The organism is Propionivibrio sp. (genome assembly GCF_029255185.1).
Classification (GTDB): Bacteria; Pseudomonadota; Gammaproteobacteria; order Burkholderiales; family Rhodocyclaceae; genus Propionivibrio.
On the sequence record NZ_JAPUVO010000132.1, the window covers coordinates 44,599 to 63,910 of the forward strand.

The 19,312-nt window shown below is 58.2% G+C and carries 21 protein-coding genes; 8 read left to right on the top strand and 13 right to left on the bottom strand.

What is annotated here, in order from left to right; translation table 11 throughout:
• Positions 1–63: 63 nt before the first annotated feature.
• The 7 genes from Q1J43_RS14460 to hslU all read right to left on the bottom strand — a co-directional run bounded on the left by Q1J43_RS14460 (position 64) and on the right by hslU (position 6,447).
• The gene (locus tag Q1J43_RS14460; protein ID WP_301103210.1) at positions 64–660 is read right to left on the bottom strand and encodes a hypothetical protein; all 597 of its coding nucleotides are present in this window, start codon (positions 658–660) and stop codon (positions 64–66) included.
• A 1-nt stretch (position 661) separates the two neighbouring features.
• The gene (locus Q1J43_RS14465) at positions 662–934 is read right to left on the bottom strand and encodes a hypothetical protein (RefSeq protein ID WP_301103211.1); all 273 of its coding nucleotides are present in this window, start codon (positions 932–934) and stop codon (positions 662–664) included.
• A gap of 387 nt (positions 935–1,321) precedes the next feature.
• Positions 1,322–1,897, bottom strand: coding sequence for a 1,6-anhydro-N-acetylmuramyl-L-alanine amidase AmpD (gene ampD / locus Q1J43_RS14470; protein ID WP_301103303.1), 576 nt, complete (start codon positions 1,895–1,897; stop codon positions 1,322–1,324).
• Positions 1,898–1,911: 14 nt separating this feature from the next.
• Entirely contained in the window at positions 1,912–3,273 is a 1,362-nt protein-coding gene (locus tag Q1J43_RS14475) for a sigma-54 dependent transcriptional regulator (RefSeq protein WP_301103212.1), read from the bottom strand.
• A 5-nt stretch (positions 3,274–3,278) separates the two neighbouring features.
• Positions 3,279–4,862 carry an ATP-binding protein gene (locus tag Q1J43_RS14480; RefSeq protein WP_301103213.1) on the bottom strand — a complete coding sequence of 528 codons (1,584 nt, stop codon included), beginning with the start codon at positions 4,860–4,862 and terminating at the stop codon, positions 3,279–3,281.
• Positions 4,863–4,865: 3 nt separating this feature from the next.
• Positions 4,866–5,102, bottom strand: coding sequence for a PP0621 family protein (locus Q1J43_RS14485; RefSeq protein WP_301103214.1), 237 nt, complete (start codon positions 5,100–5,102; stop codon positions 4,866–4,868).
• Positions 5,103–5,115: 13 nt separating this feature from the next.
• Positions 5,116–6,447: an ATP-dependent protease ATPase subunit HslU gene (gene hslU / locus Q1J43_RS14490; RefSeq protein ID WP_301103215.1), complete on the bottom strand. Its 1,332-nt coding sequence runs from the start codon at positions 6,445–6,447 to the stop codon at positions 5,116–5,118.
• A 122-nt stretch (positions 6,448–6,569) separates the two neighbouring features.
• Here hslU and Q1J43_RS14495 point away from each other — a divergent pair, with 122 nt between their 5' ends.
• Together Q1J43_RS14495 and Q1J43_RS14500 are read left to right on the top strand one after the other, a co-directional pair.
• On the top strand, positions 6,570–6,890 hold the full coding sequence (locus tag Q1J43_RS14495) for a hypothetical protein (protein WP_301103216.1): 321 nt from the start codon (positions 6,570–6,572) through the stop codon (positions 6,888–6,890).
• Complete coding sequence (locus tag Q1J43_RS14500) at positions 6,887–7,723, top strand: HDOD domain-containing protein (RefSeq protein WP_301103217.1); 837 nt, start codon at positions 6,887–6,889, stop codon at positions 7,721–7,723. The genes Q1J43_RS14495 and Q1J43_RS14500 overlap by 4 nt, the downstream gene beginning before the upstream one ends.
• An 8-nt stretch (positions 7,724–7,731) precedes the next feature.
• Here the strand turns inward: Q1J43_RS14500 and hslV are convergent, their stop codons facing one another.
• Together hslV and Q1J43_RS14510 are read right to left on the bottom strand one after the other, a co-directional pair.
• Positions 7,732–8,268, bottom strand: coding sequence for an ATP-dependent protease subunit HslV (hslV, locus tag Q1J43_RS14505; RefSeq protein ID WP_301103218.1), 537 nt, complete (start codon positions 8,266–8,268; stop codon positions 7,732–7,734).
• Between the two features lie 9 nt (positions 8,269–8,277).
• Complete coding sequence (locus Q1J43_RS14510; RefSeq protein WP_301103219.1) at positions 8,278–9,471, bottom strand: STAS domain-containing protein; 1,194 nt, start codon at positions 9,469–9,471, stop codon at positions 8,278–8,280.
• Between the two features lie 333 nt (positions 9,472–9,804).
• Here Q1J43_RS14510 and msrB point away from each other — a divergent pair, with 333 nt between their 5' ends.
• On the top strand, positions 9,805–10,311 hold the full coding sequence (gene msrB, locus Q1J43_RS14515; protein ID WP_301103220.1) for a peptide-methionine (R)-S-oxide reductase MsrB: 507 nt from the start codon (positions 9,805–9,807) through the stop codon (positions 10,309–10,311).
• Positions 10,308–10,922: a peptide-methionine (S)-S-oxide reductase MsrA gene (gene msrA, locus Q1J43_RS14520; RefSeq protein WP_301103221.1), complete on the top strand. Its 615-nt coding sequence runs from the start codon at positions 10,308–10,310 to the stop codon at positions 10,920–10,922. Before msrB ends, msrA begins: the two co-directional genes overlap by 4 nt.
• Positions 10,923–10,961: 39 nt before the next feature.
• Here msrA and xerC read toward each other — a convergent pair whose 3' ends face one another.
• The 3 genes from xerC to dapF are packed head-to-tail and all read right to left on the bottom strand — an operon-like array spanning position 10,962 to position 13,332.
• Entirely contained in the window at positions 10,962–11,855 is an 894-nt protein-coding gene (gene xerC, locus Q1J43_RS14525) for a tyrosine recombinase XerC (protein WP_301103304.1), read from the bottom strand.
• The gene (locus tag Q1J43_RS14530) at positions 11,852–12,505 is read right to left on the bottom strand and encodes a DUF484 family protein (protein WP_301103222.1); all 654 of its coding nucleotides are present in this window, start codon (positions 12,503–12,505) and stop codon (positions 11,852–11,854) included. The genes xerC and Q1J43_RS14530 overlap by 4 nt, the downstream gene beginning before the upstream one ends.
• On the bottom strand, positions 12,502–13,332 hold the full coding sequence (dapF, locus tag Q1J43_RS14535; protein WP_301103223.1) for a diaminopimelate epimerase: 831 nt from the start codon (positions 13,330–13,332) through the stop codon (positions 12,502–12,504). The genes Q1J43_RS14530 and dapF overlap by 4 nt, the downstream gene beginning before the upstream one ends.
• Positions 13,333–13,601: 269 nt before the next feature.
• Between dapF and Q1J43_RS14540 the strand changes: the two genes are divergently transcribed.
• On the top strand, positions 13,602–14,489 hold the full coding sequence (locus Q1J43_RS14540; RefSeq protein ID WP_301103224.1) for a lipid A biosynthesis acyltransferase: 888 nt from the start codon (positions 13,602–13,604) through the stop codon (positions 14,487–14,489).
• Here the strand turns inward: Q1J43_RS14540 and Q1J43_RS14545 are convergent, their stop codons facing one another.
• A complete protein-coding gene (locus tag Q1J43_RS14545) occupies positions 14,490–15,236 on the bottom strand; it encodes a glycosyltransferase family 2 protein (RefSeq protein ID WP_301103225.1) in 747 nt (248 codons plus the stop codon).
• A 290-nt stretch (positions 15,237–15,526) separates the two neighbouring features.
• Here Q1J43_RS14545 and Q1J43_RS14550 point away from each other — a divergent pair, with 290 nt between their 5' ends.
• From Q1J43_RS14550 to Q1J43_RS14560, 3 genes are read left to right on the top strand one after another with little or no spacing between them, the layout of a single operon-like run.
• Positions 15,527–16,660: a glycosyltransferase family 4 protein gene (locus Q1J43_RS14550; RefSeq protein ID WP_301103226.1), complete on the top strand. Its 1,134-nt coding sequence runs from the start codon at positions 15,527–15,529 to the stop codon at positions 16,658–16,660.
• A 59-nt stretch (positions 16,661–16,719) separates the two neighbouring features.
• Positions 16,720–18,489, top strand: coding sequence for a lipid A export permease/ATP-binding protein MsbA (gene msbA / locus Q1J43_RS14555; protein WP_301103227.1), 1,770 nt, complete (start codon positions 16,720–16,722; stop codon positions 18,487–18,489).
• Positions 18,486–19,307, top strand: a complete 822-nt coding sequence (locus tag Q1J43_RS14560) for a polysaccharide deacetylase family protein (protein WP_301103228.1) — start codon at positions 18,486–18,488, stop codon at positions 19,305–19,307. The genes msbA and Q1J43_RS14560 overlap by 4 nt, the downstream gene beginning before the upstream one ends.
• The last annotated feature ends 5 nt before the right edge of the window (positions 19,308–19,312 follow it).

Consider the following 19,312-nt stretch of genomic DNA (forward strand, 5'->3'; position numbering starts at 1 on the left):
TTTTCCGCCAGCTCTCCAGCAAAGGAAAGCAGGTGGGGCGTTAGCCCCACCTGAGGTGGCCTTTTACTTTGGGCGCGAACCTGTCGGGAACGGCCAGGCGCCGGTCGGATTGAGTGCCGACTTCAGACCCGGGGTTGCTGCCGTTGACGGAGCTGCGGCGGCTGCCTGAGGCGCTGCTGCTGCTTTTTTCACAGCCGGCTTTTTTTCCACCGCTTTGGCAATGACCTTCTTGGCTACAGGCTTGGCGGCAACTTTCTTCACCGCTGGCTTGGCAACTGCTTTCTTCGCTGCCGGCTTTGCAGCTGGCTTGGCAACTGCTTTCTTCGCTGCGGGTTTGGCCGCTGGCTTGGCAACTGCTTTCTTTGCTACGGGCTTGGCCGCTGGCTTGGCAGCGACCTTCTTTGCTACCGGCTTGGCTGCTGGTTTGACAGCAACTTTCTTCGCCGCTGGCTTGGCTGCAACCTTCTTGGCGGCCGGTTTCGCAGCGGTCTTCTTAGCTACGGGCTTGGCCACTACCTTTTTGGCTGCTGGCTTGGCTGCTGGTTTGGCAGCAGCCTTCGGAGCCGCTTTCTTGACCGCAGGTTTGGCAGCAGCTTTCGGCGCTACCTTCTTGGCGGCCGGCTTGGTAGCCACCGCGGGTTTCTTCGCACTTGTTGCCATGTCAACCTCCTAATTTGATTTCAAGGAAAACTTCTAGCTGGAGCACTGAAAAAAACGACCCGTAACAACCGGACCATTCAACAGGCGCATCAGTGATGCGCTGATTGAATCCATAGACGGCACCTGCCGCCGAAAAACAAACAAAACCCAATGGCATATTTTCGATGAGTGCGATGTGGCATTTTCGCAAGCCGAGGGTGGTGTGCACTGTTCGACAGAACAGGATGGGCAGCGAAAAAAGTTGAGAAAACGCGAAAAACAGACGTCGCCGCAAGTGGATGCAGCATCCTGAGCCAGACCGGAAGACTCCGGTGAGCACGGTGCGTAGATGAGATTTGTTTGATCCTGCAATCCGTTTACATCCATCATAATCTGAAATCAGGGCTTGGTAAGCCAGACCAACGCAAGCCAAAAACCAGCCCTGGGTGAAAAGTCAGCACCAACACAAAACTACTAGATGTTGTGTCTCTCTTGCCATTTTCGACTAATTCTAGTAGCGCATCACACTTGACGCAAGAAGTTTTTTATGGGTGACAAGAACAAGGCGGTGAATGAGCTCATCACACCATATGCTTTTAGAATACCTCCGGTGTTCTGGGTGCTGGAGCAGGCTTGGATGGCAATAAATGACAGCCAGAATATAGCTAGGCCACCGTCACAACTACCCGCCATTTGCCAGCGATTTTTCATGCAACGCAAGGCGCCGCCAATCAAAGAACGGCCCCGGATCGGTTTTGCGCCCAGGGGCAATGTCGGCGTGACCGACAACCGCATCAATTGGATAAAGTTTGCGCAGTGACTCAATCAGATCAACGAGCCTAAGGTACTGCGCATCCTCGAAAGGCAGCTCATCACAGCCCTCCAGCTCTATGCCAATTGAGAAATCGTTGCAACGCTGGCGGCCCTTCCAGAACGACGCTCCAGCATGCCAGGCGCGCTGCTGGCAACACACAAACTGAATCAACGCCCCGTCGCGAGGTATCAGAAAATGGGCAGAAACACATGCGGAACTGATCGCTGAAAAATAGGGATGCGCGTCCGGGTCAAGCGTATTGGTGAACAAACGGACAATATCGTCGCTGCCAAATTGCCCAGGGGGCAAACTGATGGCATGCACGACGAGCAGCGAGATGCCTGCTCCTGTCGGGCGATTGTCAAAGTTTGGCGAGTCGATGCGCTGCGCAGAAGGTAACCAGCCGTCGCCAGAGATGCCGGAGAGCGTCGTCCCTGGGCCCATCGCGCCGCTCGCGCTCACTCTTCAATACCCAGCCGTTCAATGCGGTAGCGCAGGGATCGGAAAGTCACGCCAAGCTGCCTGGCTGCGGCGGTTCGGTTAAATCCGGTTTTCGCCAGTGCCTCGATGATCATCTGTTTCTCGACACGATTCATAAGGTCATCCAGGGTTTCTCCATCACGCCCAACGCCACCCTCGGCAGTGGGCGCGAGTTGCAGATCCTCAAGCAACACCCTGCCGTCAACGCACAGGGCCGTTGCCCGCTCAAGAATATTCTCAAGTTCGCGCACATTGCCGGGGTAACTATAGGCACACAAGGCACGAATCGCCTCGCCAGTCAGCTCGGGCATCCGCCCCCCGCAAATGCGGGAGAGCACTGTTTTAATAAGGAGCGGGATATCCTCTTGGCGTTCGCGCAGACTCGGCATTTTCAATTCGATCACATTGAGCCGGTAATACAGATCCTGGCGAAAGCTGCCCTCATCGACACAATCACTGAGCTTGCGGTGTGTTGCCGAAACAATGCGAACATCGACAGGCTCTTCACTGGCAAACCCTACCTTGCGCACCCTCTTTTCCTGAATCGCGCGCAAGAGCTTGACCTGCATGGCCATGGGCAAATCAGCCACCTCGTCGAGAAACAGCGTCCCGCCATTTGCGGCCTGAAAGAACCCCCCCCGATCACTGTCGGCCCCGGTGAATGCGCCCTTACGGTAACCAAAGAACTCGCTCTCCATGAGATTTTCGGGAATGGCGCCGCAATTTACCGGAACGAAGGACGCCGCGTGGCGTGCGCTCTGGCGATGGATCAGGCGCGCGGCAAGCTCCTTGCCGCTTCCTGACTCCCCCGAGATATAGACCGGCGCCTGGCTGCGCGCCAGCTTGCCGATCATTTCACGGGCATAAACGATGGACGGGGATTCGCCGATGAGTTGCCCGGCCACACCGGCAGCGGTCGGGGTGTCATCCAGCAATTCATTACTCTGTGGAAGATTGAGCGCCGACTTAATCAAGGTCCGCAGTTGATCGAGTGCAACCGGTTTGGCCAGATAATCAAACGCCCCGGCCTTCAGCGCCGCCACTGCGTTATCGGCACTACCGAAAGCAGTAATCACGGCCACCGGCGTTTCGCCATAACGGGCGCCGATCAGGCGCACGATCTCCAGGCCCTCGCCATCCGGCAGGCGCATATCGGTCAGGCATAAACCGTAATGCTCGCGCTCGAGAAATTTCCTGGCTTCGGCGACGGTACCGGCACAATCCGCCGACAGTCCCATGCGCGCCAGGGTCAGATCGAGGAGCTCGCGAATATCCGCCTCATCATCGACGACCAGGACTTTCGCCAACTCGCCGCGTGGTCGACGATCCGTTTTGCTCACTAGCACTAGACACCTCCTCCCGAAATACAAAAATCGGCGCCCGATTCGCTGTGCACCAACTCGAGACGCGCGCCATTGGCGTCACATAATTCACGCGCAATGTAGAGTCCCAGACCCGTACCTCGACTGTGCGTGGTGAAAAAAGGCTCAAAGATCTGATCACTAAACCGATCGTCGACACCCGGCCCGTCGTCGATCACATGCACATCCACCCATCCCTCGCGGTTGCTATCGCACACCCGCAAACGGATACTTCCGACCATGCCCCGTGAATAACGCAAAGCGTTGCCAAGAAGGTTCCACAAGACCTGATAAAAATGCGATCGGTCGAAGAAAAGCCTGGCACGCCCGGCGAACTCAAACCCCACCACACCCGCCCCTACATCCTCTTTCAGGGTATATTCTTCGACAAGAATCGGCAAGGTCTGGCGCAAATCGATTTGTTCCCGGTGCGCGCGGTCGCGCCGCCCCAATTCGAGCACATCGCTCACGATACGCCCAACACGTTGCGCGTTATCGAGCATGATGCGCAACAGGCGGTCATTTGTCGGACCCAGGCTCTCTTCACGCATCAACTCTCCGGCATGATTGATCGCTGATAGTGGATTGCGAATTTCGTGCGCAATATTCGCCGTCAAGTGTCCGAGTGCCGCCAACTTGATCTGTCGTGCCTGTTCCTGTAATCGTCCCATGTCTTCGAGAAATACCAGCACGTCGTGCTCCGAACTATCCGTTGAAACAAAGCGCGCACGTAGTTGCATGCCGCTTGCCGGAGCTCTGACCAGCACCGACTCATCGCTCGCACGCTGGCACCAATCGGAAAAACAGCGCGCCAATTCGGTTGAGTAATTGACCAGCCTGCGCTCCGAAGGATCGCCCAAACCCAGCAACTGTTCGGCCTGCGGATTGTGCTGCTTGACCCGTCCATTGCGGTCGAGCACAAGAACGCCATCCTGCATTTCCTCAATGACACGCTGACTGACCAAGGTCTGGTTTCTAAGATCGACCCCTCGCTTGCGCGCCAGTTCTTCGTTGGCAATTATCCGGCGCGCGAGCAGACGGGCTGAAATAGCGACAGCAAAAAAACCCGCGCTGAACAGTCCGGCCTGAAAGAAATCGACCATTTCAGCACCGACCACCATCGCCCGATAGGACTGCTCGAAAAGAACCGAGAGCGTCGCTACAGCCGCGAAGAACAACGCCAGACGCCCCTGACCAACGATGCTCGCGCCGCCCAGGGTAAATAGCAATATGGCGCCAAACCCGCTACGTAGGCCACCTCCGGTGTGCATCAACAGGGTCAGTACCAGCACGTCGACCAGAACATGCGCTGTCAGTTGCTCATTGAAGCGCTGCCGATAGTAATACAAGCCGATAAGGGACAAGGTGGTCGACAGAAGATAGAGGCCGGTCACCACAAGATGGAAGGAGCCGGTATCCGGGCTGAGTATCGAAACGACTGAAGGGTGGAGCAGCGATGACACAAATAGCAGCACGGCGATGCAGCACCGGTAAATGACAAAATAGCGCAGCGACTTCCATTGCATTTCGGAAAACTGATCAGCGCTGGCATCAGGCTTTTTTAGCATGGATTATCCGCCATCCCGTGACCCGGCTTCATGCCGATGAGCATTGCAGCAGTAGTAGCGTCCATGGGCCAGAACGCTTTCACTGACCGGCTGGTTAACGCCGCAATGCGCGCACTTGACCATCTGCTCAGGCGCACGTGCTGTGGGCGGGGCCTGTCCTCCGGTGCGGGGTGGCGTCTGGGCCTTGCGCAAGAGCCACAGCACAACAAAGCACAGCGCGATCAGGAGCAAGTATTTCATGATGGGCTGGCCTTCATAGCACGTAACGCGACAGGTCCTCGTTACTGGCCAGTTCGTCAAGCCGCCCATCAACGTACTCGGCGTCGATCCGGATGGCCTGCGCCCCGGCGCTGCCGGCGGTGAACGAAACTTCTTCCAGCAGCCGTTCCATGACTGTATACAGGCGGCGCGCTCCAATGTTCTCAGTCCGCTCGTTGACCGTCCAGGCGACCTCGGCCAGACGCCGAATGCCATCAGGCACGAACTCGAGAGTGACGCCCTCGGTGGCGAGCAGGGCCTGATACTGCATGGTCAGGCAAGCATCAGTCTGGGTCAGGATGCGTTCGAAATCAGCAACCGACAGGGAGTCCAGTTCAACTCGGATGGGAAAGCGTCCCTGTAGCTCCGGAATCAGGTCCGAAGGTTTGGCAAGGTGAAAAGCCCCACTGGCGATGAACAGCACATGATCGGTGCGGATCATGCCGTACTTGGTCGATACCGTGGTGCCCTCGACCAGCGGCAACAGATCGCGCTGTACTCCCTGACGCGAAACCTCAGCGCCATGCGCGTCGCTGCGCGAAGTAATCTTGTCGATTTCGTCCAGAAAAACGATGCCATTCTGCTCGACATCGCGCACGGCGTCGTGCTTTACCTCTTCGTCATTAATCAGCTTTCCCGCCTCTTCGTCGATCAGCAGTTTGCGCGCCTCACTGATCTTCAGCTTTCTTGATTTCTTGCGGGCGCCACCCATGTTCTGGAACATGCCTTGGATCTGCGAGGTCAGTTCCTCCATCCCGGGCGGGGCAAAAATCTCGGCCTGTACTGACGGTCCGGCCAACTCGATTTCAATCTCCTTGTCATCCAAGCTGCCTTCCCGAAGTTTCTTGCGGAACTTCTGGCGCGTCGCATTATCGTCGGCGATTTGCGTATCGTTGAAAAAATTCCCCCGCGCTGGAGGCAACAAGACATCGAGAATGCGCTCTTCAGCCGCATCGTCGGCACGCACGCGAACGGCTTGCATGGCTTGATCCCGGCCATTCTTGATAGCAATCTCGGCGAGGTCGCGAATGATTGTCTCCACATCGCGGCCGACATAACCCACCTCGGTAAACTTGGTCGCCTCGATCTTGATGAATGGTGCGTTGGCCAGCCGGGCCAGCCGGCGCGCAATTTCGGTTTTGCCAACACCGGTCGGCCCGATCATCAGAATGTTCTTGGGCGTAATTTCCTGGCGCAAAGGCTCATCCACCTGCGCGCGCCGCCAACGGTTACGCAGGGCGATAGCAACGGCTTTCTTGGCCTTGCCCTGCCCTACAATGTGCTTGTCGAGTTCGGAAACGATTTCCTGCGGGGTCATTTGCGTCATATCAATCCAGTGCGGTACACGGTACACCACGGTAACAAGGCCATTATGTTCTCATCGACCATGCAATGTGGCAAACTACTTGCGCGCCACGGCCTTCCGGCAATTCGTTCTGGAGCACTTCAATGAAGTCACGCACCATGTTTTTTGCTCCCGGACGGGCAGCGCCGGGAATGACGCTGGCCAAGTCAATCACCGACCGCGAGGGCAATACGCTGCTGGCCTCCGGCACGACGCTCACGTCGGAAACGCTCGACCGACTGATCCGGCGCGGCATCGAAACAGTCTGCGTCCTGGTGCTCGACCCCCGCGACGACGAAACCATTGCCAGCGAACTGCTTACCGCCAGAACCCGGGTGGATACCATCTTTCGCGGCACCGGCAGTCCGGCCCGAGAAGAACTGCACATGGCCATTGTCAATTATCGTCTGGAGAGCACGAAATGACGCCGCCCAGCCTTGCAGAACTCGCCTCCCACGCCGAGGCGCTTCCCTCGCTGCCCGAGGTGGTCAACTACCTGATGCGTTCACTCAAGGACGAACGCGCTGACGTCGACACTCTTGCCCATCACATCAATTCTGACCCGGCCATTGTTGCGCGCCTGCTCGCCGCCGCCAATTCCGTTACCACTGGTCTTTCGACGCGAATCTACTCGGCGAAGCAGGCTTTCCTTGTTCTCGGTGCCGACCGGGTGGTCAGTATCATCATGGCCTCGGCCTTGTCCTATCGTTACGATACCCGTAGTTCCGGATTTGACGCCCGGCTGCTTTGGCGCCATTCGCTCGGCGTTGCCAGTTGCGCACAGGTACTCGCCGAGCAGAGTAGCATCAACCCGGATCTCGCGTTCACCGGCGGCTTGCTGCACGACATCGGGCAGTTGCTGATGTTTACCGCCAGTCCGATCAACTACCTTCAGGCGCTCGACCTTCGCCACCAGGACGACCTCCCATTAATCGCCGCCGAACACTCGCTGTTCGGCTATGACCACGCGGAAGCCGGCCGTGCGCTGGCGATCAAATGGAATATGCCAACCGAAATCGTCGACGCCATTACGGCGCACCACGAGCCTGACGAGTCGGGCAGTGAAATTGGCAATCTGATACACGTCAGCGAAGTGTTGAGCCACGCACTGGACCTCGGCGAGCAGCCCAACAACCGCGTTCCTGACCTGTCTGAACTGGCCTGTGCCACGCTTGGACTATCCTGGCCGAAACTTGCCGGACATTTCGCAGAAATCGAGGCGCGTTACGACGGCCTGCGAATCGCACTGGGGATCTGAGGCAAGGCTCAGTCCAGGGTTTCGACAGTAACGTTGTGGTTGGTATAGATGCACAGGTCACCGGCAATTGCGAGCGACTTGCGGATGACATCGGCCGGATCAAGTTCGGTGTTCTCGATCAGCGCCCGCGCCGCCGACTGGGCAAAGGCGCCGCCTGAACCAATGGCGACAATGCCATACTCCGGCTCCAGCACATCACCATTGCCGGTAATCACCAGCGAATTCTCCAGATCGGCGACGGCGAGCATCGCCTCCAAGCGGCGCAAAGCGCGATCACTACGCCAGTCCTTGGCCAATTCGACTGCCGAGCGCAATAAATTGCCTTGGTGCTTGTCGAGTTTGGCTTCGAAACGCTCAAAGAGCGTAAACGCATCCGCCGTACCGCCGGCAAAACCGGCGAGAATCCTGTTCTGGTGAATACGCCTGACCTTGCGCGCACTGGCCTTGATGACGATATTGCCGAGCGTGACCTGCCCGTCACCGCCCATTGCCACCCGCTGGCCGCGTCGCACTGACAGGATCGTGGTGCCGTGGTATTGCTCCATGCATAAGCCCTAGTATTTTGCGCTAACGATGGTCGCGATGGCTTTCAGACCAACGGTGCCGAACAACTCGGCAACAAGATGATTGGGATGGCGAAAGATAATCTGTTTGCCACTTTGCCGGATCGTCGTCAACACATTGAGCAATGCTCCGGCACTGATGAAATCCATGCGCGTCAACTGGCCGCATTCAATGAGCACGGGATCATGCACTTCGGCGTGTGCCGGCAGATCGGCAAATCGCGACGCCTTGATATCGCCGTGCATGACATAGGCATCAACAACATCGCTGTCACCATTACCCTTGGCCATTTGCAGCACCGGCTCGGGAACGGCAACCCGCTTGGCCTCCCAGGACGGCGGCGAGACCTCAAAAGTCACCGCATAATTGATTGCCACCTCTTCGAAAGCCTCACACTGACCCTGCAACTGGCACAATTCCAGAAGCAGAAGCCAGCACTCCTTGTCTTCGGCACGCCCCGATTCAACGCATGCCTCAACCAAGGTTCCCAGCGTGTCACGACCCAGCAGATCGAGTTCGCGCTTGGCTTTCCTTGCCTGCTGTAATTGGGCCAGCAGGCGACCACAGCCTGCCGCATCAAGACGGCTCACCTTTGACAGATCGAGACGCAGCCTGGGGTTCTTTTCGAGTGCCTGGCGAATGGCATCAAATGCCGCATTGTTATCGCCGGTCAGATCGCCCCTGAAGAGCAGGCTACCGGCAGTTGCTTCAACGGTTTTCGACTGGCCTTTGGATTTGTCGCGCCAACCGGGAGGCGATTTCTCAAAAGCTTTCGCGTATTCAATCTCCAGCGCTTCAAATGCGGCTTTTTTTCCGGACAAGCGGTAAAAATCAAAAAGCATCAGCCACAAACGCTCGCCCGGGCCAAAATGATGGATGCGAACGGCATTTTCGAGCACGGAGCCGACCGCTTCGTCCTGGCCATTGGCAAAAAGTATCGCCGCTTCCTCGGCTTCGGCATCGACCGGGTCGACATCCGCTTCAACTTGAAAGTGTACCGCCCCTTCGCTGAATACAAAATCAGTAAACTCAAACGAGACAGGGGCGTCCTTGGCAGGCTCCGGCGGTGCTGCAACGCCAACCGCGCGTGGGGGTTTTTGAGCATCCTGCCCATCCACAGCAAGCGCAGACGCCGACTCAGGCTTCTTCGTCGAACGTGGCACGGCAGCCGGTTTGGCAACCATTTTTTCCGGCGGTTTTTTGAAGAAAGAGAAAACCATGCTTAACAAGGTCGATCCGAGTCGGTTGGCACAGACGACCCTTTTAACACATCATCCTGCCAGCTGCAATTTCAGACCCGGCTTTTGCCCCGCTGTTCCTGATCAATCCCGACCTTAGAAACTGCACAGCACAGGGCTTGACGGCCATATGGGCAGCGCAATTTGTGGTAAACGGACGCCAACGCAATTCGCTGTAAGTTTTCGGCCTGTTCAAACGACGAAGCTTCAGGGAACTGTCACACCGCTTCACTGCCGAACCGAAGGCCGGGAATATCAACCGCTTTTACGGAGAACAACATGGATCGTCGTCAATTGCTCAAGTGGCTCGCTAGTTTGTCTGCCTTCGTTCTGCCCCTTTCGAGCTCGGCACTGGCCAAGGAAGGTGGTATGACGCGACTCGTCAAATCAAAGGCCGATTGGTCAGCTCTACTGCCGCAAGCTGCGTATCGTGTTCTCTTCGAGGAAGACACCGAGCAGGCAGGGACAAGCCCACTCAACACCGAGAAACGGGACGGGACCTTTATCTGCGCTGCCTGCTTCCTGCCCCTGTTCGACAGCACAAAGAAATACGAAAGCGGTACCGGTTGGCCAAGCTTCTGGCAGTACCTGCCCAACGCGGTAGACACCAAGACCGACTTCAAACTGATCTATCCACGCACCGAATACCATTGCGCACGCTGCGGTGGTCATCAGGGACACGTTTTCAATGACGGCCCGCAACCGACCGGCAAGCGCTACTGCAACAACGGCGTTGCCCTGCGGTTCATTGCGCGCAACGACAAGCTCCCGGAGCTGCGTTCATGATCCGGCGCTTGATGACCTCCGTCTTGCTCGCCCTTGCCGCCATCGGCGCTGGCGTCATGGCGGCAGAGCCCACGACAGCCAAAGCCGGAAACACCCTGACCGCCATTTTTGCCGGCGGTTGTTTCTGGTGTGTCGAGGCGGATTTCGAAAAATTGCCCGGGGTCATCGGCGCCGAATCCGGCTACACCGCCGGCAAGCGATTGAACCCGACATACGAGCAGGTCAGCTCCGGCAGCACTGGACACACCGAAGCTGTGCGCGTTACCTACGATCCGGCCAGGGTGAGCTATGAAAAGCTGGTGGATTATTTCTGGCGGCACATTGACCCGACAGTGAAAGACAAACAGTTCTGCGACACCGGCAGCCAGTATCGTAGCGGGATTTACTGGCAAAACGAGAGCGAGCGCAAGATTGCCGAAAGCAGTCGGGAGGCTTTGCTGGCCAGCGGCAAGTTCAAGGAGATTTATACCGAAATCATCGCCGCAACCACTTTCTACCCGGCTGAGGACTACCATCAGGACTACTACAAGAAAAACCCGATTCGTTACACCTACTACCGCAATGGCTGCGGAAGGGACGAGCGTGTTCGGCAAGTCTGGGGCAGCAAGTAATCAGCGCCGGTGACCAGAGCGACATCGCGTTCCGGTTGCTCAGCCCTTCCTTTTGGCACGCGGATGGGATGCATCATAGACCTTGGCCAGATGCTGAAAATCAAGGTGGGTGTAGACCTGCGTCGAGGCGATACTGGCATGGCCGAGCATTTCCTGCACCGCCCGCAAGTCGCCCGACGATTGCAGAACATGCGATGCAAAGGAGTGGCGCAGCATGTGCGGATGAACGCTGGTCGACAGGCCCTGCGCCTGCGCACGCCGCTTGAGCCGTTCTTCGATTACGCGCGGGTTGATCCGGCGCCCGCGTTGCCCCACAAACAACGCCGACTCCTCAGGCGCCGCTAGTTCGACACGGCGCTGCGCCCACGCCCCGACTGCTGCACACGCCTTGCTCCCGACCGGAACCAGGCGCGGCTTGCTGCGCTTGCCAAGGACACGAACCTCCCCAGCCAGCAGGTCTTCTAAGCACTCCAAATCGAGCGCCGCAAGTTCGGCCAGACGCAGTCCGGACGAGTAGAAGAGTTCGAACATCGCCTGGTCGCGAATCTCAGGCAACTCATCGCTAGCCAAATCAAGCAGGCGATTGGCTTCATCGGGCGATAGAAGCTTCGGCAGGGCCTTGGGGCTTTTGGGTGCACGCACGCCGTCGACCGGATTGTGCGTGATCGCACCGCGCCGACCCAGCCAGCGGTAATAGCCGCGCCAGGTGGAAAGCATGCGCGCCAGCGAGCGCCCACCCAGGCCGCGGGCGTGCAACTGGCCAATAAAACGGCGAATCTGGTGTGACTCGACCGTAGCGATACTGGTCGAGCCCGGCAAGCCACCGACGAGTTCGACGAGGACGCCCAGATCGCGCCGATAGTTGCTGACCGTGTGCGGCGACTGTCGCCGCTGCTGGGCGAGTTCGTCGAGGTAGCTGTCGATCGAATTCAGCGCAACACCCGCGCCAGCGCGGCCGAGGCCATCTCGCCAAGGCGCTCGAGATACAGGGTGCCCATGCCAGAGTAAAAGCGTTGCCCCTCTTCACTGCCCAGAGCGATCAAGCCAATTGTGCCGCCGCCGTTGCGCATGGCGATCAGCGCCTGTGAACGCACGTGCCTGGCCGCGTCACCAAACCAGGACGAGGTTTCAAAACCGGACGTCGAACCACAGTAAGGCTGACTGAGCGTCTCGGCAAACTCCTGCAATTTCTCGCTGACATCGGCAAACTCAGGCAGTTCTTCGGCGTTTTCCGGCTGATCCCACAAACGCACGGCAACATGGGGAACAGCGAAATCATCGCGCAGATGCAGATTGAGCGTATGCAGCACCGACTGGAACGTCGCCGCAGCAATCATCGCCACGCCAAGTCGATGCATCTTCTCGCTGATCGTGTCGTTTTCTTCGCCAAACTCGAGCAACTCACCCATCTTGCCTTCAAGCTGCTTGTTCTTGTCGCGCAGACTGAGCATCTGGCGCTCAGTAATCGAGATGGTTCGCCCACCATGCGGATGCGGAATCACCATACGCGACATCAGTTCCGCATGCTCTTCAAAGAACTGCGGATTGTCTTGCAAATACTGGGCGACGTCGTCTGATCTCATAATTCGATTTCTCCGGTAAATACGGTGACAGCCGGGCCGGTCATCAGCACTGCTGTGCCCTTGCCGCCCCAAGTGATATTGAGTTCGCCGCCGCGCGTCGTCACGCGCACCGGTGAGTCGAGCAGACCACGCGCGATCCCTACCACGACGGCAGCGCAGGCGCCGGTTCCACAGGCCAGCGTTTCGCCAGCGCCGCGCTCGAAAACCCGCAGACGGATGGTGTGGCGGCTCAGCACCTGCATGAAGCCGGCATTGACCCGTTGCGGAAAACTTGGATGTGCCTCAAGCAACGGTCCTTGAACGGCCACCGGCGCCGCATCGACATCGGTGACCACTTGCACAGCGTGTGGGTTGCCCATCGACACGGCAGTTAGCACAATGTCATTGTCGCCAATCCTCAACGTTTGCAGCAGATCAGTGTTCGGGCTGAGGAAAGGGATCTTCTGCGGATTGAATTCCGGCATTCCCATATCCACCGTGACCTTCCCGTCTGCTTCCAGACGCAGACCAATCACACCACTCATCGTTGCAACACGAATTTCACGCTTGTCGGTCAGCCCCTGATCATGCACAAAGCGCACAAAACAGCGTGCGCCGTTGCCGCACTGTTCAACCTCGTCGCCATCGGCATTGAAGATGCGGTAACGAAAATCGACGTCCGGGCGAGTCGATTTTTCAACCAGCAGTATCTGGTCACAACCAACGCCAAAATGGCGATCGCCAAGCAAGCGCAGTTGCGCCAACGACAAGTCTAGCGACTGACGAACGCCATCAAGGACAACAAAGTCGTTGCCCAACCCATGCATTTTTGAAAATTTGAGTTGCATCGTTATTATTCCACCAGCAAAGTCAGGCTCAACACAATGATCTGGTCATTATAAAGTCGTCCATGACAAAATCGTTGGTCAGCGGTGAAATCAGTGGGATCATGCAGGCTTGAATCGGCAAGGGTGGTGAGCGGGGATGGTTGACCATACAATGCCGCAGCACGACACTGCACTGCAATTCTGTACGCAGTGAGACCCAACACCAACATGACCATACTTATCACGCCCTACGTTGCCAATTGCGCCGGCCCTGAATCTGTGCAGCGACCATGCTGAGCCGCGCCTTGAGCCGTGCAGCGATCGCCCTGTTCTGGCTGTTGCATTTTCTGCCGCTCCCCATTCTGGCTGTCCTCGGTGAAAACCTGGGATTGCTGCTTTATCGCCTCGCCGGGCACCGCCGCAACGTGGCGTTAGTCAATTTATCCCTGTGCTTTCCTGAACTGGAAGAACAGGAACGCAAGGCCCTGGCCCAGGCGAACTTCAAAACGCTCGGCCGCAGCATTCTTGAGCGCAGCATTCTCTGGTGGGGAGGCAAGAATCGCCTGTTACGCCTCATTCGGGTCGAAGGCGAAGAAAAAATTCGCGCCTTGCTTGGCTCCGGTCAGCCCGTCATTCTGCTGGCCCCCCATTTTGCCGGCCTCGATGCCGGTGGCATCGGCATTGCCCTGCGCTTCGACTCACTGAGCATTTATTCAGCACAAAAGAACGCGCTCTTCAACGACCTGCTCCTGCGCGGTCGCAAACGTTTTGGCGATCAACTGCTTTTGTCTCGCCAGGAGGGCGCACGCACCACCATCAAGGCGATGAAAGCCGGCCGGCCTTTCTACTACCTGCCCGACATGGATCTTGGCCACCGTGATTCGGTGTTTGTCCCCTTCTTCGGGATTCAGGCAGCAACCATCACCGGCCTGTCGCGTCTCGCGCGAGCAGCGGGCGCCGCCGTCATTCCCTGCGTTACCCGCATGCTGCCCGGTGGACAAGGCTATGTTGTCAAGATCGGCGACCCGTGGACTGATTTTCCCAGCAGTGACGTAAAGGCCGATACTCGGCGCATGAACGCCTTCATCGAAGGCGCCGTGCGCACCATGCCCGAGCAGTATTACTGGGTCCATCGCCGCTTCAAAACTCGTCCTGAAGGCGAGGCGCGCCTCTACTAATCAGGGCGCCCGGTCTTGCCGTTCGCGGATCTTCGCGTACTTGATAAAGCTGTTGAAGCAACCGATCGTGATATGTACGAGCCCGGGCACCCCATCGCGAAAACCGCCGCGCACAACGTAGAACTTGATAAAACGAAGCAGCGGCGACAACACCAGGCGCGCCGCAAAGACCGGTTTGCCACTGAAGGCGCCGGCCGCCAGCGTGGTGTAGCGGTTCTGTTTCGCAAGATAACTCTCGAGCGTCTCGGCGGATTCGTGAAGCAAATCCCCCGCCAGATCACCGACCGGCGCTGCGCAGATCACCCTCTCATGCACGACATCGGCTGACCAGTGCGCGATCCGGCGATCAAAAAGACGCAAGCTCCAGTCGGGATAGCCCTCGCCATGACGCAGATAGCGCCCGAGAAAGCGGTTTCTGCGCGCACAGCGATACGCCGAATACGCCGGTTCGGCCAATGCCGCCCGGATGCCGGCCGACAGCTCAGGAGTCAGCCTTTCGTCGGCGTCAAGACACAGCACCCAGTCGTTGCGCGCCGACTGCACCGCGAGATTCTTCTGCGGCCCAAAGCCAAGCCAGTCGGCCGCAATGACCCGAGCGCCATGGGCGGCGCAAATTTCGCGGGTGCCGTCGGTACTTCCCGAATCGAGGACAACAATTTCATCGGCCAATCCGACAACACTGCTCAGGCAATCGGCAATGACCGGAGCCTCGTTCTTCAAAATGATGACTACACTTACAGGGGTCATGACCAATCCTTGGCTATCCTGGAATCTTTTTGGCGCTCGGATGGTCGCAAAGCCTAGCATTGAGACATCAAGAAAGCCATCCATACACGCACTCGCGCCACAGGTGACAACTGCCAGCGTGCTTTTCGCCATTCCTCTGCTATGGCGATATTCGGCAAGCTGGACCCCGTCGGGTATTCCTTGCCTTGCGGCTATAATTGATGCGGATCGACTGGCGGCAATCACCTCGGCGCTCACTTTGACCGCCTCGAAGACATTACAGCCCACATAGTGCTTGAACAGAAAACCCCATGAACTCGACTTTTGCTGCGTCCGCCCCTCGCCCGCTCACGATTCTTCACACGGAATGGTCTGACGGCTGGGGTGGGCAGGAGCGCCGTATTTACTCCGAAATGCAGGGCATGCGCGAGCGCGGCCATCGGGTGCTGCTGGCTACCCGTCCGGGGTGCATTCTGGCTAATCGGGCAGAGGATGTTGGCCTGCCGGTGAGCTACTTCCCGTTCTCGGGGAAATTCGATTTGCATACAGTATTGCGCCTGCGCCGCTTCATCCTTGAAGCGGGCGTCGATATCGTCAATACCCATAGCGGAATCGATTCATGGGTTGGTGGAATGGCCGCCCGACTTGCCGGTGTCAGTCTTGTTCGCACGCGGCACCTTAACCTGCCGCTGAAACGCTCCTGGCATAATTTTGTGCATTTTCTGCCCCATCGCATCGTCACCTGCGGGCAATCCATGCTCGAAAACTTGCGCGATAACGAGAGATTCCCGGCGGTACAACTGACGAGCATCCCGACCGGGATTGATTTCACGCAATTTCGCCCGCACCGGGAACGCGCCGAGGTGCGCGCGGAATTCGTTCTGTCCGATGCGGGGGTGCAAACACCTTTTATCGTACTGATGGTCGCCGTCATTCGCGCCGTCAAACGGCATGAAGTGGCTATTGATGCTTTCGCGTCTTTTCATCGGCAGCATCCTGACTCCTTATTGTTGCTCGCTGGCGAAGGCCCAATGCACGCTCAGGTTGAGGCCATGTGTGCCGCACGGGGAATTGCCGACGCCGTGCGCTTTCTCGGTCATCGGGAAGATATCCCGGACCTGATGAGCGCCGCCGACGCCCTCATTCTGACTTCACGCTCTGAAGGTGTGCCGCAGGTCGTTACCCAGGCGCTTGGACTGGGATTGCCGGTCATCGCTACGGCGGTGGGTGGTGTTCCGGAACTCGTTATCAATGACAGGACCGGCCTGCTCGTCCCCCCGGAGAACCCGACGGCGACCGCCGCTGCCCTGTGTCGCCTGTACGATGACGCACCTTTGCGCGAGCGACTGTCCACTGCCGGGCGCGCGCACGCCCTTGCCCATTTCAGCCATGAAGCCATGCTGGACGCGACCGAAAAACTTTACGCCCAACTGCGCAGGCACTGAATCATCGTCTGTCGTCGCCAGGGGTGCATCGGTGGCCCCGCGTATAATGCCCACCCATTATGTCCAAATCCAATGCTCAGTTGTCCAGTCGGCAACTCTATCTACGCTTGCTCGGCTACGTTCGCCCCTACTGGCGTGCTTTTGTCGCGGCTATCGCTTGCATGGGCATTTCTTCGATCGTCGAGCCCGTATTCCCGGCGGTCATGAAGAACCTGCTCGATAACGGCTTTAGCCAGGCGAGGGATAGTTGGGACTGGCTCATTTATCCTGGCATCATTCTGGGCGTCTTTTTGACTCGGGCCATTCTCGGCTTTATCGGCGACTACGCCATGAGCTGGGTGTCGAACAATGTCGTGGCTGAACTTCGCCGTGCCATGTTCGCGCGCATCGTCGAGCTGCCCGCCTCGTATTTCAGCGATCACACCTCGGGGCGTCTGATGTCTCGCGTTGCTTACGATGTTGGCGGCGTCGCGGGTGCAGCAACCGGCGCCCTCACGACGCTGGTCAAGGATAGTCTTTCGGTGATCGGTTTGTCCGCATGGCTGCTCTACCTGAACTGGCGGCTTTGCCTGGTTGCCGTCGTCATGGTGCCCTTCATTGCCATCGCCGTGCGCGCCTTCAGCGGTAGGCTACGGCGGGTGTCGCGCGGCATTCAACAGTCGCAAGGAGCGATTACGCAGGTTCTCCAGGAAGCCATCGAAGGCCATAAAGTCGTGAAGATTTTTGGTGGCCAGCGCTATGAGCAGCAGCGTTTCACCAAGTCGGTACAGGAGCAGCGCCGTTTGAATATGCGCGCCGCCATCGCCGCGGCAGCGCAGGGGCCGATCGTGCAGTTTTTTGCCGCCATCGCGTTGGCCACCATCATGGCAGTCGCGCTGCGACAGGCCAGCAGCGACCAGACAACGGTCGGAGACTTTGTCTCCTTCATCACGGCCATGCTCATGCTGCTCGCCCCGCTGAAACGCTTGACTGATATCAATGCGCCGATCCAGCGCGGCTTGGCGGCGGCCGAGAGCGTTTTCGAGATTATCGACGAAGCCCCTGAAGCCGACACCGGCAGCGAAGACCTGGGCCGCGCCGAGGGCCGCATCGAGTTCTCCGGCGTTGACTTCACCTACCCCGGTGCCGAACGGCCTGCGCTCAAACACGTGAGCTTTACAGCCAACCCTGGCCAATGCATTGCGCTGGTCGGCCAGTCAGGGAGCGGCAAATCGACGATTGCCAACCTGCTGCCACGTTTTTATGCGGTAGATGAAGGCGAAATCCGTATCGACGGGCTTGTGCTCAGCCACATCAATCTGGAAAGTTTGCGCAGCAATATCGCGCTCGTCACCCAGGAAGTCGTGCTGTTCAACGACACCGTTGCGGCCAACATCGCCTACGGACTACGACGTGTCGCAACGCGCGAGGAAATTCGCTCGGCGGCACAGGCCGCACACGCCCTTGAGTTCATCGATACCATGCCGCAAGGGCTCGATACTCAGATCGGCGACAAGGGCGTCAAGCTGTCGGGAGGGCAGCGGCAGCGACTAGCCATCGCGCGTGCGCTGCTCAAGGATGCGCCGATTCTCATTCTCGACGAAGCCACATCGGCACTTGATACGGAGTCCGAACGCCACGTCCAGGCAGCACTCGATACCTTGATGCAGGGGCGAACCACAATCGTCATCGCGCACCGATTGTCGACCATCGAAAATGCCAGCCGCATTGTCGTGATGCTGCGCGGAGAGGTCGTCGAAACCGGATCGCACGCCGAACTGCTGGCCAGCGACGGGACTTACGCTCAGCTTTACCGCCTACAGTTTTCACCGACGGACCATGCACAATGACCGCCAGCGCTCTGCCTATCCTGATGTATCACCATGTCAGCCCGGCGCCCGGACTCGTCACCGTCACTCCGAAAAACTTCGTTGCTCAAATGGCCTGGCTGGCAGCAAACGATTACCACACGGCAAGCTGCGCCGACCTTGAAGGATTTTTGCAGGGCCGCCCACTCCCGCAGCGTACCGTGATGATCACTTTCGACGACGGCTATCTTGACAATTACGTCCATGCTTTTCCGATACTTCGGCAATACGGCTTGCATGCGGTGATCTTCGCCGTGACCGATTGGATCGGCGACGGGGCGGCCCGCCCCCACCCTGTCGCCGGCGAATCGGGTGCGCCGCTCCTGCTCAATCACAATGCGTGCACAGAACGCATCCGAGAGGGGCGTGCTGACGAGGCCATCGTGCGCTGGTCGGAAGTCGAATGCATGCGCGCTGCAGGCAGCTTCGAATTTCAATCGCACACAGCGTCCCACACCCGCTGGGACAAAATCAGTGGCAACGCTGCCGAGAAATCCACCGCGCTCGGGCGTGACCTTGAGCGCTCGCGTGAAACCTTGCGCCAGCGCCTCGGCATGCTCGGCACCCATCTGTGCTGGCCACAGGGATATTTCGATGCCGACTATCTGTCGGTTGCCCGCGACCAGGGTTTCACGCACTTGTATACGACGACTCCCGGTTCGCTGCGCCCTGACGGGGATGCGAACAAACTGCCGCGCATCGTCGTCAAGGACAAAGGGGCGGCCTGGTTTTCCAGTCGTATCCACCTGTACAGTTCGCCGTTTCTGGCGCGCTGGTATGGCCGTTTGAAGGGAATCTGAGCGCT